Here is a 15,631-nt window from a genome sequence, read left to right on the forward strand (position 1 = left end):
CTCCAATTCCTCCAACACACAAACTGGAGGAATAGCTCTCATGTCACCATTACAACAATTTAATCACTCAGTATCAGCACAGTCAGCAGCTGAATCAGAAACTTTTTCTGCTGTAAAGACAAAACTTGAGTTGATTGAGAGTCGCATAATCAAGTTTGCGTTTAACGCAACTGGCACAAACAAAGACTGGGATTTTAAGAAGCTGGCCGCTAACTTCATTGATATAGAAGGCACTCTAGCCGATGTCCAGCACCACATTAAAGCAGGTCACGCCATCTGTGCCGGATTGTTAGGCGGGAAATGGCGCAGTAAGGCCAATATTATCGGTTCTCAGTGGCTACTACTCGACATTGATAATTCTAATATCGCCCGTGATGCATACAACAAGCCAATCAAGGACGAGAATGGGAATTACATTAAAGTTTACGATCACCAATTAACCATAGAATCCGCCCTAGCCCATCCCTTCATTAAAAAACACTGTGCTTTAATTTACACCACAGCCAGTCATAAACCAGAGTGGCACAAATTCCGGTTGGTTTTCCTTCTGCCCGAATATGTCCAAGGCGCTGATACTGTAGAAGCTTGTACACGCTTCCTGATGCAGCAGTTGCCCCATGACCCAGCTTGTAAAGATGCAAGTCGTGTTTTCTACGGCAGCACAGAAGCAGAATTCCCGCTAGTCAACCCTGAAGCCACTTTACCAGCAGAATGGATTCAGGAAGCGATTGCGATCGCGCAAATTGAGCGTGTTGAGTATCAGCTACGAATTCAGGAAATTGAGTCACGGCGTAAAGAGTGGCGTGAGATTTCCCTCGCTGAAGGCTGGGATATTGACCAGCTAATCCAGAACGCACTTTCATTCATCCCACCACGTACCCCAGGAAGCGGTAACTATGACGAATGCCGTCAGGTGTTGATGGCGCTAGTTAACCATTATGGGGCAACGGATGCGGAAATTATAGCCGAGCAGTGGTCGCCCAGCATCAAAGGCTCAACTTGGAACATTCGCGCCAAGATTCGCAGTTTTAGACGTGGGGGAATCTCAATCGGTACACTGTTTCACATTGCCAAACAGTATGGCTTTCGGTTTCCTAAACGGCAGTATGAACCATATCAACGTGGCAAAGGGATGATTAGCCGTGAGCAATGCGAACTTGGGCGAGTCAGAGAGGACTTGAGCAGCTTCCAAAATTTATTGAAGCAAGCGCTAGCTCCATTTTCTTCGATATTTAAAGGATTTAAAGCCCCACCACAACCATTGCCCTTACCCGAAATTGACACGCTTTCGCCCAATGCAATTATTTACAAGCCCGGCAATATCCCGTACATAACTGAAGTTACAGGCAATATCTCTATCTCCTGCCAGCCAGAAGAACACATTGCTGCGTGGGTAGAGGCCGTATCCAAGGGCTGGACGCAAATTTTAGATAATTCTCACCCTGGACTGGGCAAGTCTTACAACGCGGGGCAACTGACAGCGGCCTTATTCGATGTTGATAAACTAATTTACCAGGATGCCAACCACAGAAACCCATCCACACTGCCCATTGAGACGAATTTTGTTGACCTGCCAGTGCGACACAACGGCTTTAAACTAGATCCCACCCGCAAAACTCCTACAGGCTCGGATTTTAAACTGTGGACTAAAGCGGGTGAAACTGCTGACACTGATGGTAATTGTCACAGAACTTATTTATTTAATGCATTTCGTAACAAGAATTTTAGCAGCCTTGATTTTGAAGAGAGCGGCATCAGTCCCATCTGTGGCGGTTGTTCCCTTAAAAATCAGTGCCGTTTTGCCAGTGGTGACGGTTTTGGCTTCCGCTTTCAAAAGCGCAGTGCAATTCAAAATTATTCCGAACTCAGAGCGCACCCCGACTCTACACCAGTTACCTTAACTAACGCTGCTGAACAAACTTTCACTGTTGGGCGGTTATGGGAAGAAGCTGGCACACTTATCAAGCCCGTGCGTAATGTTGATGTAAACCTCAGCGATTTTGAAACCACCGTCGGCAAGCTGCTACTGTTGGAACCAAATCTTCTATCACAGATGCAACCTGCACTCTTAGTTTTACACCAACTGCTTACTCAGCAAATTAAACCTACTGACCGCTACGGGTTTGATGATGCCAGCATCCGAGCGCTGCTGCCCCCTTTCCCCACAGGCTTAGATATCGAAGCGATTCAGCAAACTGTAGAACCTGATTTAACTTTCTTAGAGGACTTAGACTCTATTGATATTACCCAAGATAAACAACTCAAAAAAAGTTCTGCGGCTCGTTATGCTTCTAAGAAACTAGTTAAAGACAGCGCACGAACGGCTGGCAGGGAGTTTCTTGACTTGCCTAATTACTGGTTGCCTGACTTTCTCGAAGCTTGGAAAGGTGATGGTAGTTTCCAATCTCAATGGGGTGTACTCAGCATTCACCGCCGAAATCCCAAACATACTGAATTGGCCCACTCTGCCAAATTTAATATTTACCTTGATGCCACTTTCAAATCCCAGCAGTTGAAATTGAAACTGGGCATCAATGAGCCTGTGTTAGTCATTGAGCAACAACGCCCAGACTACCGCAATTTAAAAGTCGTCAACGTCACTGGGCTGGGTAAACTGCCTAAAAATCGCTCTTCCCCACTTACTAGCCGTGTTAATGCTCTCAAAGAAACCTTGAAAAAACTCTGCCCCACCCTTGGCATTATCGATTGGAAACAGATTGCATCCCAAACCGAGGGCCGCACAGAATACGGTCACTTTGTCGATGGGCGTGGTGTTAACAGGTTTAGTGAGTGTGATGCGATCGCTTCTTTTGGCATTCCTTACCAAAACATCGGTGTTTTAGCCGCACAATATCAGGTGATGACTGGGGAAAGGGTCAATCTGGAGGATAAAAACAGCAGTTTCCAAAAGTATCTCACAGACCTGATCCGTGCAGAAATCATCCAAGAGATTGGGCGATTACGCGCTCATCGTCGCCCCAATGTGGAGCTAACATTCTACTTCTGCGCTGACTATGATTTGGGTTTCCTCGTGAGTGAATTACCAGGAGTGAAATTAGAAAGCGTTGATGCCTGCGACTTCTGCATTGAAGCTGGTAGCCGCGACCAGCAGACGGGACACGCCATCGTCAAAGCGTTCACCCACCTTTGGCAGTCACACCAGAAAATTGGACAAAAGGCTATAGCCAAAATCATAGACACTACCCAAGGATGGGTGAGCCGATTTACCCAACGCTGGGGGGGCTGGCAGCACTTTAAAAAATTATTACTCTTGCTATTAGATAGTCTTAATAGCGGTAGTAATAAAAATTTGGCTGAATTAACCGATGATGAAAAGTGGTTAGCGCGTACATACTTCCCGATGTTAATTGCTGAATCGGAGTCATCACCAGAAGATGCCTTAGAACACGTCGCTGAAGTTGCCACAATCTTTACTAATACTGCACTGCGGCGAGTTTTACACTCATGTAGCCCGGCTGTTAGGGCTTCACTGCTGATGATTGTACTGAGTTGTCTGCCTACTGAAGTTTATTCAATTTCAGTTTCTCCACTCTCTGCATCACTCGTAGAACCTGCGCTATCACCTTGAACAGTCATAAGAACTGATTCCAGACGATAACCAGCTTCGCGGATGTAATAAGAAGCTGCACCCACGTCTTCAAACACGCTGTCAAATTGGGGATGAGTTGACGGAAAAATTTTTCTCAGGCGTTCGCTAATTCCTGAGAGTTCTTGCTGAATTGCGATTAGTTCTTGAGTATCATCATCCATGACTTATTTACCACAAAGATAGCTGCCCAGGTGAAACATTTGATTTTCCACCTCTGTGGTATAAAAGGTGACAAGCACTGCAAAGAGCTATAAGGTTGCCTCTGTGGTTATTTGCTGGATTTCTATCCCAATGATGAACCTGTAGCGTATACACTCTGCGTTTTGAGCGTGTTATATGTGATGTTTTTTCACCAGGCGGTATGCAGTGTAACCCGCACTTTTGACAACGCCACTGGGCTTGTTGCTTAACATCCGTGGCAATTTCTGACCAATTATCTGGGTATAGAGAATAGGTGAACGTCATCAGTTTAATTAAACTAAAGCTTTGAGAATTGTAATGCTTCTAGGGCTGGGCTACGGAAAGAAAAAATTATTACTCCTGCTATTAGATAGTCTTAATAGCGGTAGTAATAAAAATTTGGCTGACTTAGACGACGATGAAAAGCGGTTAGCGCATACCTTCACTTATTTGCTTTTTTGTATACGATAATCACTCTATCTAAGTAAAGTTCATCCGTTACTACTGAGATGGTTCGTATAAGCTGTGAGCCTTGAACTTCAACGCTATCAGCTATTTTCGTGTCACCATCATCGGATCTGAGCTTTTTTTTACTAACTTCATCGCTAGGTACAGCCCACGATACCAGATCATCAACCAATAAGAAGGCTTTAGAGTCATAGAAACTTAGATGACCGTTAAACGGTATAACTTCAGACTCCAATACCCCTTCTCTGTCAAACCAATAAACTTTTGGTTCGCCTGTTCTTTCTTCAAAAAATTTCCCATCTGATGAGATAGTTAGAGTAAGTCCTTCGGTTGCTTCTACCTGAGCAATTAAATTATTGCTGTTACCATTCAACCAATTTTCGACACCATTCGGATCTGGTTCATCACCGATAAATTTAATTTGGGCGTTTAGAGAAATACTTCCCGTTAACAGCCATGTTCCAATTAATAATTCTATGTTCATAGGATTTTTCTAATTATAGGTTTGATTCAGCCTGTTGCTGCTGCGATAAAGGCTGTTTACTTTGTCTCTTGCCCTTTGCACTATTTACTGTTGATTTATCTGGCTCACTACTAGCTTGAACTGACGCAGTATTTACAACTGTTAGCTGAGTTTCAGTAGCCGGATTTGATGACGGATTATTATCGTCGCTTGAAGATGTCTTTTTCTGGCGACGGCTGCTTTTCTTCAACTCGCCGATTAAATATTTGATTCTGCCGCCTGTCAAATTAATCCCCAAACCCTTCAGTATTTCTGAAACTTCTTCGTAAGTGTAGCCATACTTATCAGAAGTCAGCTTCTCAATGTACCGTCTCATTTTGCGAACTGCGTCTCTGTCCGATATATCCTCTCGCTCTTTCGGCTTTTGCTCCTTAAGCGCTTTGATGGCTTCATCAATCTTCTTTTTCGTAATTACTTCTGAATTCTGATGTTCACTCATGGTTACTCATGAATACCGATTAACTGATAATTATCGGCTATTTGAAATAATTTGTACCAATTGGTTTTCAAAATCCTACAAAAATCGGCTATTGTGGCTACGCCGAATTATCTTTTTGTACTACGGCTACGCCTTATATTTTTTAGTGTGGCAGCTTCGCTGGTCTGATTATTCAAGCTAATGCTAAACAATCTGACTGTTACAGCTACGCTGAATCAGAGAATCTTACTTAAAACAGCTACGTTGAATTATTTTTTAGTATTGCGGCTACGCCGGACTATTATATTGTGTGACAGCTTCGCTGAATCAGAGAATTTTCATATAGCAGCTTCGCTGTTTTTATCTCCTATATGGTGGCTACGCCAAACCAGAATTTATCTCCTGCTTGATTTGATTCAAATTCTGGCTACGCCGTTGCTATCCTCCCTTGTAAGTTGTAGGATGATCAGCAGCACGGCTACGCCTTTATACTCCTGCCTTCAGCCCCCTGCTGCGTCCTCCGTACACCCGTAGTATACGATACCTCGCCCACCCCGAAAATGGGCTTGAAGCCAGCCATGCCTCAAAGCTTACGCTTTGTCTCGCTGCGCTCGAACGGCAGACTGGTTCAAGTGGGGAAGCCCCCCTTGAAAAACCCCCCTCGCAATGTCCCTCAATATCCCGACTTATGGCGAACCGCAAGCAGTCTAAAGCTCTAGTCCGAAAGCATATTTTTCCAGTGAGATTAAGTGATATTGAATTGGATCTGCTGCGAATAAAATCACAAGACGCGGGAATGTCAGCGAGTGAACTGATGAGACGTAATGCGTTGATGCGTCCATTACCAAAACGATTGAGTAAAATTAGTCTACAAACATATTGGGAATTAGGACAAATCGGGAACAACCTCAACCAGCTTGTAAAAGCAACTAACACAGCCCTCAAAATTGGGCGAACTTTACCTGCTGATCCAGAACTGTTGCGAGAGCTTTTAGAACTGCTGCATCAGTGCAGGCGAGATATTGCTTCTGATGATATTGAATCTGACGACTGGTCAGAAGAGGAATCCGATGATTGGGAAGCAGACTAAGGGCAGAGGTTTTCGCAAACTGCTAGATTATTTAGAATCGCGCGAAGATGCCCAACTAATCGGCGGCAATATGAGCGGGAGAAATGCGCGTGAATTGGCGCGGGAATTTAAGCTGTCTCGACAACTGAATTCTGATGCAGACCGAGTTGTTTACCATGTCTCCCTGTCAGCCGCTAAGGGTGATAAATTAGATGATGAGAAGTGGAGCGAAATCGGCGATCGCTACATGAAGGAGATGGGTTTTGATGCCAATCAGTTTGTCATCTTTCGCCACCATAACACCGACGACGACCACATCCACATTGCAGCCAGCAGAATCAGGATGGATACAGGGCTAGTAGTGCATGATTCTTGGGATTATATACGCTCTGAGAAAGTGCTGCGACAGATTGAAATTGACTATGACGTAGTGCAAGTGCAGGGGAGTAGAGAGAAGCTTCAACGCACACCCAGCACGGGACAAATCAGGCGCATAAGGCGAGAGCAAGAAGAATATGAACAGGGACAACGTGACTCTCCTCCACAACGCACCATCAAAGAGTCAGTTCAGCAGACGATTGATAGAGCCGGAGTTGATTCTCCCCAAATGCCAACGCTGATCATGCGGTTGCAGCAAGCTGGCATTAGTGTAAGAACAGGATGGACTAGGAATGGTAAGTCTAAAGGCATTTCTTATGAGAAAGATGGGCAGGCTTTTAGTGGCACACAGTTAGGTGCAGCTTACACTTTCCCTGGACTGCAAAAACATCGCGGTGTTGACTACCAACCAGAACGTGATGATGAACCTATTCATGAATTGCTGCTCAAACCTGCTAAACCACTCCCAATTGAGGAGTTAGAAAAACTCTTTCAAGATATTGAACGCAAACAGCAACAGCCCCAGTTCACTCCACCACCAGAGGATAAAGTTGTTTGGCAAGTGTTGCACAAGTACTTAAGCGAGAAACGCTATATACCAGATTATATTTCGCAAGGATTACATAATAATCAGTTGCTTTACATGGATGAGCAGCGAAATATTTTGTTTATCAAGCGTGATTTAGATGGTGAAAAAACTGGCGCATTAGTTTGGTCAAAGCCTAGAGAAAATCATCGCACTGTAGAGTACGACCAAAACACCTCTACACAAAATGGTTGGTTTTATCTGAGATTGGGAGGGCAACCAACGGACAAGGTAGAAAACGTCTTTTTGTGTTCTACACCAATTGATGCGATGTCAGCAGCAACCTATCTGATCTCAAGTTGCAAGGGACTACCACCAACTAGAACCATGTTGATAGTAGCTGATGACCCGAATAATCTACCTATGGAATTTCTCAAGAGTTTCAATAGGGTTGTCGTAGCATTCAATAATGATGAGCAGGGGAATAACGCAGCTAGTGCAGTATTAGAATTGTTGCCAATTGGTAAAAGGCTCAAAACCCATAATCCTGATTGGAGTCAGGAGCTAGAAGCTCATCTGAGGGAGGAGCAGCAAAAGCTCTTACAGCAGGATCGTGGTTTTAGTCTGTGAGCCACGCCGAGTAGACTGAACTCGTTGCAGATTTTGGAGCTATGCCGGAACTAGCGCCCTGGTGAAGCAGCTAAAACAGTCGCCGGCATACACTCCAAAACCCGCAAAAAGTAGTGCGTTGCAGTTTAACAGAGATGCCTTGCAACAAAAACGCTCGTTACCGCAGTGCAGTATTCCCCCTGATGTGGTTGTAATTGGGGTTAATTAACTGTTAAGAGTAAAGTGCAATCAAAAAGCTTGTCCAAACTCCAGTAAAAAATTGACTTAGATATTTTATGCCAAGAAATAGTTATTCGGCTCCTGTTAATCAATTACTTGACTATCAGCCAGCAACTAAAAAGTTATCCCCATCTGAATGGCCTGACTATCAGCAATTGGGCATCACTGCCGAGGATATTCCTGAGTTGATTCGTATGGCATGTGATGAAGATTTATACAATCTTTCGGATGATGAAAATGATTTTTTTGGTGAAGACAGTTTATTAGAATACGCACCTCTTCATGCAGTTCGGGCATTAGGACAACTCCGCGCATCATCAGCAATTGAACCATTGATTAGCTTATTCCCCAAAATGGATGATGCTTTTGATAATGAAGTGTTGTTCTTCTTGATTGAGGAATTGACGGATGTTTTAAGTCTGATTGGTTTACCCGCAATCCCAACACTGGCTGCTTATCTTGCTGATGACTCTCATGACGAAACTTGGCGAGTTCAAGCTATCGTTACTATCAAAAGAATTGCCTGTGTATATCCAGAGCATCAGGCGCATTGTGTTGCTGCCTTGTCTCAACAGCTAGAGTCTTTTGAAGAAAATAGTCCTGAATTAAATGGTCACATCATTTCTGTGCTAATTGACCTCAAAGCAATAGATTCTTTACCTCTAATTGAACAAGCTTTTGAAGCGGGGCGTGTTGATGATGAGGTGGTGGGAGATTTTGATGATGTGCAGGTCTATTTTGGCTTAAAGACTAGGAACGACTTAGCGTCTAAATCCCTAACACCAACTGGCAATCAGCAAACAACACCAAAAATTGTTACTCACCAACAGAGCGTTAATGATCATGAAAGCTTGAATAAAGCACAGCACAAGAGAGAAGCTCGAAGACAGCGAAATTTAAAAAATTCATATAAATAAATGAATTACTGTACAATACTTTCAGCCTTATCGTACAATTTTTTCGTTTTGGCACGATCACCCCAGCCACTCCACTATCGCCGCCGAGAGCGCAACGAGTTTTTAAATCAAAGAAAGTAAGACTTAATCTTGCCTTCCGTCTCGAAGGCTTGTTTCGTAACAAAGCTGTTGTAGTCGTCAATGAACTTGAAGCATTGGTTCTTGAAACCTTAGAGCTTGTGGAAATTTATATGCAAAGAGTGAATACTTCCGAAGCCAGATGGAGAATAGGTTGGAGATATCTGCCGTGAAAACTCAGTGAATCAGAATATCCCATTTTGTAGCCGAGTCCAAGGGGTGATTCCCTGCCTTAGGTATGCATTTATCGGGATGAATTTCAACCATAATTTTTAAAGTAAAAGTATGGTTGGCTAGAGTTACATGAATTGGCACTTTTGCAGAAGTTGTCAAGAAGTAAATCAAGGAGATAGTGCTGATTGCAATTGGGATAAAAGCTGTGTTGCCTTGAACACTCATACTTTTTATAAAATATATTTCTCCAAGTTGCTGAGTTAGTCGGAATGGTAATCTCATCGAATATAGCATTGGTTAAGAAATCTCCATAGAAAATTAACGAGTAGACTCATAGATTATGGCGATTCCAAAAAAACATAAGATAAGTACTGCAATTCGGAAAAGCCATTCCCAGACAAAAGGAGATAAAAGTATCTGAACAATTGTGTCACATCCAAACACTTTAGAAATCACATATGCGATTACAAAACCAAACAAAGTCAGCAGAAAATATTTCAGTCCCTTACAACTCCACTTAAATAGGAGATTGTAGCTATTATTTAGATTAGTGTTCATGGTCTCTGCCTTTTTTAAGAGTTAGATATTTGGAATTGAAAAACTTCAAAACTTGAGTACAGCTAGCAAAGTGGCTTTTGGAGTTCATTTGTATGTTCTGTTTGCTTGAAACCCTCTGTATATCGTTGTTGCTTTATTTAGTTTCAGAGGATGTTTGAACTATTGATGCTTGTACTGTATTTAACTTCGGTGGGTCGAAATATCTAGTAAACTGAATACATAACCCGGAAAACTGGATACTCAACCCGATGACGGCTATGACGGTGGAAATCTTTTCGGAACTACTCATTACTTTTTGCCTCTTGGTGTTTGAGATAATTTTGAGCAAATTAGTGGTTTGTTGCTTTGTTGTTGCTTTGTTAAACCGATATCGGCTTAATTTCATAGTTGCACTCGTGGAATAAACACCAAATGCACAAAGCTGTGAGTCTTAATAAACAAGTCCACTAAACGCTTGTGAAGCGGCCGGGAACTAGCATAAAAATATGAGTAAAGGACAGTTCGACAAAGCATTCAACGAGTTAACACACAGACGACGGGAAGTATTGATCAAGTTTTTGGCTGGAGAGACAGATGAAGCGATCGCCAAATCCCTAAATATTACTAAAGCAACGGTAAGACAACACATCAGAGACATCTGTGAGGAGTTTGGTTTGAAAAATGAGTTCCCAGATCAACGCTACTCAAAACGTGCTGATTTGATTGCTCTTTTTCAGAGGTACAAGCCAGATTTCGTAGTGAGTAAAACTCCTATAGAAACCGCAATATTAGAACAGATACCTAAAAAAAGCGTACCAGATAAGAATTTTGTTGGGCGTGAAAGAGCGATCGCACATCTCAACGACTTCGATAGCCAAGGTGCAAAAGTTATCCTGATTCAAGCAAAAGGTGGTGTCGGAAAGACAACTTTAGCCAGAAATTATCTTCAGCAAAAATTTGGTTTTTATATAGAGTTTCCCATTGCCAAAGAAACCGAAAATATTACTCCCATTGAAAGCCTACTTGAGGAACGACTACGCCAACTTAATGAAGAACCAGGAAGGGAGTTTGGCGTATCTCTCGAACGCTTTCGCCAAAAACTTCAGACTGAAAGAATTGGAGTTTTAATTGATAATCTTGAACCCGCATTAGATGAAAATTGTAAGTTGATTAAGCCTCATCGCCGCTATGTAGAGTTGTTACGAGTTTTAACCGATCTAAGTTTGCAGTCATTGACGCTGATTACCAGCCGCGATCGCCTACATGAAGCTGATGTTTCTCTTCGGTATTATTTTCTGGAAGGTTTGTCTGTTAACGCATGGGAAGAATATTTTCACAGCCGCAGTCTTGAAACAAATTCTCCAGCTTTCAGTGCTATACATAATGCCTTCGGAGGGAATGCTAAAGCAATGGAAATTATTGCTGGTGCTATTCAAGTAGATTATGCAGGTAATCTAGAGCCATATTGGCAAATGAATCAGGGAGATTTATTAGTTGAAGCTGATTTAAGAGATTTAGTCACCACTCAGTTTAATTGTTTGGAACAACGCCACTCTTCAGCTTTTAAACTCCTCTGCCGTTTAGGATGTTATCGTTATCAAGATATTGCAACAGTTTCTATTAATGGACTTTTTTGTTTGCTATGGGACATGCCAGAGTCACAACATCGGCGGGTAGTAAATTCTTTGCGCGCTCGCTCTTTAGTAGAGTTTCAAAATGGCGAATACTGGTTGCATCCAGTGATTAGAGAAGAAGCGATAAGTAGGCTGAGAATGAGTGAAGATTGGGAGACAGCAAACCGGAACGCAGCAGAATTTTGGACAAAGAGTGTTAACAAGGTTTACATTATGGAGGAAGCATTACAAGCTTTTGAAGCTTACTATCATTATTTAGCTATTGATGATTTTGAAGCGGCTTGTAGTGTAATGGTATATAGAAGAAAATCAAAATGGAAATGGCATAATTTAGAAGGTGGAGAAAATCTAGGTACTTCACTTCGGACATTAGGCCTATTACAAAAACTGATGTTAGCGGCAACTCAAATAATTGGTAATGTTTTACGTGGAATAAATTTGGTAAGCATTCACCTTAATCTTGCTCAAAGCTATTGGATCGTTGGTAATCTTTCTGAAAGCCTTAGGGAGTATGAAAATGCAGAAATATTAGATATAGAATGCTTACATGCAAATACTAATAGCCAGAATGATTTAACATTAGATAGGTTTTATATGTGTTCATTAGTAGGCAAGGGTCTTTGTAAAATAGATTTATTAGAAATGCAAGAAGCAGAAGAAATCTTTTTAAAGCTTTTAGAAATTTCTCAGCAAAAAAATCATTATAATTTTCAAATAGAAGCATATTATGCTTTAGCTTTTATATATTCAAATACATCCTTTAAAGAAAAAGCACAAGATTTTGCTAACAAAAGTTATAACTCATCAAAAGATGATTCAGATGAATTAAATGAATGGGCTATAGGACATAGGTTTATATTTCTAGGATTAACTTATAAAAATTTAGGAGATATCCAAACATCTTTTCAAATGTACAATCAGGCTGTTACCTTTGCTGATGACAACCACTACACTCAAATTAAAGCTAGGGCTTTAACTGGTCTGGCAGAACTTTATCGAGAACAGCAAGAATTTGAAACTGCATTTTCTTATAATTCAAAAGCGATAGTTCTGCTGGAGAAAATAGGTGCTAAATGTGACCTTGCTGAAGCTTACTATCAATTAGGATTGACTTATCAGAAAATGGAAGAATTAGAAAACAGTAAGGAAAATTTTGATAAAGCGATTCGACTATTTAGAGAAATAGAAGCACCCAAGCAAATTGAGAAGGTAAGACGTGCGAAGGAAAATGGTGGAAGTAATCAGATAGAGTGAAATGAAATACAAGATTTCTCGTCATGCTCAACAAAAAAGGAACTAGGTAGCGAAAAATTTTTATTTAATGTCATGTGTTTATTAGCGACAAAATAACCAAACAGTAATTAAATATCCTGCCATCATTCCCTGACTTAGACCACTCAGGTTAGGATTTGAGAAACTTGGGTCAGTTTTAAGCGTCCATTTATACCACAGCCAACCAAGAAAAAAACCAGCACTAGAACCAAGTAAAGCAACAATAAATGAGCGCAAAAATGTTAATAAACTGTACTTAAAATTTTTCAAACGCACCTTTAACGCTACCTGTGTCCGTCTGCCCTACATACTGTCCATGTACAGGTATTGATTATTGGCGATTTACTTTAGAATCTTGACCCGCAAAGAGACTGAAGTTTAACTTCCGGCAAGTTCCGATTCTTTTCCCGACAAACTAACACATCAGTTAACCGTCGTTCAGCATAGAACTGATGAGCTATCCAACCCAAGGGAAGACCAGCCAATAGTCCAACAATTAACCCAATTATCAAGCTAGAAACAAGATTCTTTCTAGTGATAGTATTCTGCCTCTCTACTCTTGCTGACATAATTCCCCTCCAAATGAATAAAATGCCTTTATTACAATTATCGCGTCTCCCCAAATTCCTTGATATATTCCACCAAATCTCTGGTGTAACCACCCTCAGAAATTCGCCCCAAGTCCCCCACCAAAATAAACAATTCTCTCGCTCTACTGACAGCAACATTCAGTAAATTAGGCCGACGATTAATAAACCAGAGGCTATCAGTTGGTTGACATTGGCGAGTCGAGAAAATTATTACTGACTTCTGACCCCCTTGAAATGTGTGAACTGTGCCAATGTTCTTGGGGGAAAAATCTGACCAACGAGATTTTAAGCGTTGAGTCAGCGCATCTACTTGACGGCGGTAAGGTGAAATCACGCCAATCGTGTTGTCAGAGTCAGGAGAATTTAAGCAATAACCCGCCGCTAACAACTCCTCAATCAACGCTTCTACTGCATCAACTTCTGCCCAATTAACGTTGTTCTCCAGCTTCCCTTCCACATGGCAACCAATCAGGTTAGTACCCAAACGAGAAGCTTTAGGCTCAGTTTTGATGACCATCCCGTAGTTGCACAAGCGATCGCAAAAATCAGCAATCATCGGAACGCAACGGTAATGATATTTAAGGATAATCCCCTGACCAATATCTCTGGGTTGTCCTGATGCCCCAGCCGCTCGATGATAAGCTGTGGAAGCAGTGGGGCTGTAGCGGTCATAATCTACATCCGTTAGCCCCTGTTCTAGAAACGCCTTGCTGCGATATTCTTCTTTCTTCTGGTCGCTCAAATTAACAACCGGCTCCAATTGCAATGGATCGCCAACAATCAAAGCCCGATTACACCTAACTAAAACGGGGAAAACTTGATGCGGTGGAATCTGACCCGCTTCATCTACAATTACTTGATCAATACAGCCACTATCGGGATAGGGTAACAAATTGCGGATAGAGTGCAAAGTGCAAAGAAACACTGGAAATAACAGACTGATATCCCGATAAATGTTTTTCCAATTTAGACTTAACTGACGGTAAGCATCCCATTCGCCATTCAATAATGCAATGTAAGTTCTTATGGAAGCTGTCACTTCATCTTTTCGCCGCAGAGCTTCTTGCTGTTGAAATTCCCAAGACCACTCAAATAACTCTACTTGCAACGAGTGCAATTCAGTGTAAAAGCGACTGTAGAAATCTTTGGTGGGATAAGTAGCGAGTCGGTTTTCGATTTGAGAACGGCGAGTAATCAGGTCTTTGAGTTGCTGCTTTCTTGACTCAAGCTGCTGTTGTGTGCTGTCAATACCATTCTGTTGTTGCTGCCAGAAAGATGCTTCTGCAATAAGCTGGTCAACACTCTGCTGGGCGGCGATGAGAGATTCAGTTGTTAGTGGGATTTGAAATTGAAATGGGGTGGCCAGCGTCGCCAACACAGGCATCTCTATCTGTTTGTGCAAGCGTTTGAGAATATGATGTGGGCTGGTTTTGGTTATCGAGTGCCAGAATCGTTTAATCGTCTGCAAAAGCTGGGCAACCCAGTTGGTATTTCTACTCTTATTCTGCCTGTAATCAACTCTAGGTAAAGAACGCCTAGCAGTGTCAAGATGTTCCCCTATCTGCTGGTAAGCTTCTAGGGGGAACTTATTGTAGTCGCGGTCAAATTCTAATGGTGACGAAGATTCAAATGCAGAAGTTTTTATCGCCACTGACAGCAATTGTATATCGTGGCATAGCGACTCTAATAACTGCTCATCAGCTTTTTTCTGTTGAAGATCATGCTCGTCTTGCTTCAGGTGAGATTCTATTTGCTGAACACCAGCTAACAACTGTTGCTTTGCTGACTCCCATTCATCCGATTTAAACGTTTCTTTGGCTAACCAGTCGAGTGCAGTTTGTAAACTAGGTAACACTTGGCTCTCAACTAAATCCCTAGAACCTCCTGATAAGTAGAAACAGTCAGAGGTCAGGTTGCTGGCTAAGATTTTCTCAACGTTATTTACAGCAAATTTGTTAGTGCTTGTTACCACAGTTAGGTTACTTCTATCTGAACCCGTTGTTGCTAATTCCACTGCTCGATGTACCACTTGCTGGGCTATCTTATGCAGCAACAGCGTCGTCTTGCCATTCCCCGGTGGCCCAATCACAGCAGTAACAGGTTGTTCCTGTGAATGTTTGAGAGCAAGTGCTTGATAGTCATCCGCCTGTGAGTTGGGAAAAGCACCCAAAAAAAGTACTTCATGTTGAGGTGCTTTTGGTTGTCCAAACAGATATTCGTAAGCTGGATGTTCTGGTCTTGCCCACTGAAAGTAATTCTGGTCGCTAATTTTCTGAAAATCTTTTTTGAGGTTGTAATTAAAAGCAGCGTAGTCAAAATCCAATAGATAAGGGAGAAGTTTTGACCGCACGGGGAACGGCGGTAATTCA

The 15,631-nt window shown here is 42.0% G+C and carries 13 protein-coding genes and 1 pseudogene; 6 read left to right on the forward strand and 8 right to left on the reverse strand.

The window, feature by feature from the left end; all coding sequences use genetic code 11:
- The first annotated feature begins 40 nt into the window (after positions 1–40).
- Positions 41–3,589, forward strand: a complete 3,549-nt coding sequence (locus LC653_RS33950; protein WP_229499161.1) for a PriCT-2 domain-containing protein — start codon at positions 41–43, stop codon at positions 3,587–3,589.
- Here LC653_RS33950 and LC653_RS33955 read toward each other — a convergent pair.
- The 3 genes from LC653_RS33955 to LC653_RS33970 all read right to left on the reverse strand — a co-directional run bounded on the left by LC653_RS33955 (position 3,529) and on the right by LC653_RS33970 (position 5,220).
- Positions 3,529–3,771 (reverse strand): hypothetical protein, encoded by a 243-nt coding sequence (locus tag LC653_RS33955; RefSeq protein ID WP_229499163.1) that lies wholly within the window; start codon positions 3,769–3,771, stop codon positions 3,529–3,531. The genes LC653_RS33950 and LC653_RS33955 overlap by 61 nt on opposite strands.
- Before the next feature lie 461 nt (positions 3,772–4,232).
- Complete coding sequence (locus LC653_RS33965) at positions 4,233–4,742, reverse strand: hypothetical protein (RefSeq protein ID WP_229499167.1); 510 nt, start codon at positions 4,740–4,742, stop codon at positions 4,233–4,235.
- A 13-nt stretch (positions 4,743–4,755) separates the two neighbouring features.
- The gene (locus LC653_RS33970) at positions 4,756–5,220 is read right to left on the reverse strand and encodes a hypothetical protein (protein ID WP_229499169.1); all 465 of its coding nucleotides are present in this window, start codon (positions 5,218–5,220) and stop codon (positions 4,756–4,758) included.
- Positions 5,221–5,887: 667 nt separating this feature from the next.
- Here LC653_RS33970 and LC653_RS33975 point away from each other — a divergent pair.
- From LC653_RS33975 to LC653_RS33985, 3 genes are all read left to right on the forward strand, one after another.
- Positions 5,888–6,289 (forward strand): plasmid mobilization protein, encoded by a 402-nt coding sequence (locus tag LC653_RS33975; protein ID WP_229499171.1) that lies wholly within the window; start codon positions 5,888–5,890, stop codon positions 6,287–6,289.
- Positions 6,270–7,802 (forward strand): relaxase/mobilization nuclease domain-containing protein, encoded by a 1,533-nt coding sequence (locus LC653_RS33980; RefSeq protein WP_229499173.1) that lies wholly within the window; start codon positions 6,270–6,272, stop codon positions 7,800–7,802. The genes LC653_RS33975 and LC653_RS33980 overlap by 20 nt, the downstream gene beginning before the upstream one ends.
- Before the next feature lie 275 nt (positions 7,803–8,077).
- Positions 8,078–8,938 (forward strand): HEAT repeat domain-containing protein, encoded by an 861-nt coding sequence (locus LC653_RS33985; protein WP_229499175.1) that lies wholly within the window; start codon positions 8,078–8,080, stop codon positions 8,936–8,938.
- A gap of 294 nt (positions 8,939–9,232) precedes the next feature.
- On the opposite strand, the gene LC653_RS33990 is transcribed toward LC653_RS33985, so the two are convergent.
- Together LC653_RS33990 and LC653_RS33995 are read right to left on the reverse strand one after the other, a co-directional pair.
- On the reverse strand, positions 9,233–9,523 hold the full coding sequence (locus LC653_RS33990) for a hypothetical protein (RefSeq protein WP_229499177.1): 291 nt from the start codon (positions 9,521–9,523) through the stop codon (positions 9,233–9,235).
- A 397-nt stretch (positions 9,524–9,920) separates the two neighbouring features.
- Positions 9,921–10,172, reverse strand: a complete 252-nt coding sequence (locus LC653_RS33995; RefSeq protein WP_229499179.1) for a hypothetical protein — start codon at positions 10,170–10,172, stop codon at positions 9,921–9,923.
- Between the two features lie 100 nt (positions 10,173–10,272).
- On the opposite strand from LC653_RS33995, the pseudogene LC653_RS47580 reads away from it, so the two are divergent.
- Positions 10,273–10,437, forward strand: a pseudogene (locus LC653_RS47580) (LuxR C-terminal-related transcriptional regulator); the annotation flags it as partial.
- Positions 10,438–10,440: 3 nt separating this feature from the next.
- On the forward strand, positions 10,441–12,654 hold the full coding sequence (locus LC653_RS34000; RefSeq protein ID WP_229499181.1) for a hypothetical protein: 2,214 nt from the start codon (positions 10,441–10,443) through the stop codon (positions 12,652–12,654).
- Positions 12,655–12,735: 81 nt separating this feature from the next.
- Here the strand turns inward: LC653_RS34000 and LC653_RS34005 are convergent, their stop codons facing one another.
- The 3 genes from LC653_RS34005 to LC653_RS34015 form a co-directional block, all read right to left on the reverse strand.
- On the reverse strand, positions 12,736–12,942 hold the full coding sequence (locus LC653_RS34005; RefSeq protein WP_229499182.1) for a hypothetical protein: 207 nt from the start codon (positions 12,940–12,942) through the stop codon (positions 12,736–12,738).
- Between the two features lie 77 nt (positions 12,943–13,019).
- On the reverse strand, positions 13,020–13,241 hold the full coding sequence (locus LC653_RS34010) for a hypothetical protein (protein WP_229499184.1): 222 nt from the start codon (positions 13,239–13,241) through the stop codon (positions 13,020–13,022).
- A 37-nt stretch (positions 13,242–13,278) separates the two neighbouring features.
- Positions 13,279–15,631 (reverse strand): DEAD/DEAH box helicase (locus LC653_RS34015; protein WP_229499185.1); only part of this gene is annotated, 2,353 nt, incomplete at its 5' end.

It is taken from the genome of Nostoc mirabile CHAB5784 (assembly GCF_020829645.1).
In the GTDB taxonomy this organism is placed as follows: Bacteria; Cyanobacteriota; Cyanobacteriia; order Cyanobacteriales; family Nostocaceae; genus Nostoc; species Nostoc mirabile.

Excerpts from the sequence above, each read along its gene's own strand:
- LC653_RS33965 (WP_229499167.1), bottom strand. The coding sequence starts at position 4,742 with ATGAACATAGAATTATTAATTGGAACATGGCTGTTAACGGGAAGTATT.
- LC653_RS33975 (WP_229499171.1), top strand. The coding sequence starts at position 5,888 with ATGGCGAACCGCAAGCAGTCTAAAGCTCTAGTCCGAAAGCATATTTTT.
- LC653_RS34010 (WP_229499184.1), bottom strand. The coding sequence starts at position 13,241 with ATGTCAGCAAGAGTAGAGAGGCAGAATACTATCACTAGAAAGAATCTT.
- LC653_RS33980 (WP_229499173.1), top strand. The coding sequence starts at position 6,270 with ATGATTGGGAAGCAGACTAAGGGCAGAGGTTTTCGCAAACTGCTAGAT.
- LC653_RS33970 (WP_229499169.1), bottom strand. The coding sequence starts at position 5,220 with ATGAGTGAACATCAGAATTCAGAAGTAATTACGAAAAAGAAGATTGAT.
- LC653_RS33995 (WP_229499179.1), bottom strand. The coding sequence starts at position 10,172 with ATGAAATTAAGCCGATATCGGTTTAACAAAGCAACAACAAAGCAACAA.
- LC653_RS33990 (WP_229499177.1), bottom strand. The coding sequence starts at position 9,523 with ATGCTATATTCGATGAGATTACCATTCCGACTAACTCAGCAACTTGGA.
- LC653_RS33985 (WP_229499175.1), top strand. The coding sequence starts at position 8,078 with ATGCCAAGAAATAGTTATTCGGCTCCTGTTAATCAATTACTTGACTAT.
- LC653_RS33950 (WP_229499161.1), top strand. The coding sequence starts at position 41 with ATGTCACCATTACAACAATTTAATCACTCAGTATCAGCACAGTCAGCA.
- LC653_RS33955 (WP_229499163.1), bottom strand. The coding sequence starts at position 3,771 with ATGGATGATGATACTCAAGAACTAATCGCAATTCAGCAAGAACTCTCA.